Source organism: Peribacillus sp. SIMBA_075 (genome assembly GCF_046534585.1).
Genome location: NZ_JAWRYN010000475.1, coordinates 1 through 277, shown reverse-complemented (window position 1 = coordinate 277; position 277 = coordinate 1). Strand labels below are relative to the sequence as shown.

At 38.3% G+C, this 277-nt stretch carries 1 protein-coding gene; it reads right to left on the bottom strand.

Going from position 1 to position 277, the window contains the following annotated elements:
* Positions 1-35 precede the first annotated feature (35 nt).
* Entirely contained in the window at positions 36-227 is a 192-nt protein-coding gene (locus tag SB775_RS29060) for a hypothetical protein (RefSeq protein ID WP_003216308.1), read from the bottom strand.
* Between the last annotated feature and the right edge of the window lie 50 nt (positions 228-277).

Here is a 277-nt window from a genome sequence, read left to right as displayed (position 1 = left end):
AGTCATTTTGCCCATTCGAAATTCCCCCTTAACACTTATAGTTGAATTGAACGTTCATCATCACTAAACAGATCATCTAAACTGCTTAGTGTACCGTCTTCCTCCACTTGGTGTGTAGATATTTTACCTTTTGACAGCGTCAATTCAATAAAACAGCCCCAGCAATAATATTGATTGACCCCAATTTTTCCGATGTCTTTACATTTGCAATTTGGGCAAATGAGCATAATCAGCACCTCTTTACGTTCGGTTTAGAACAAGTGCTTCCTTTTGAACG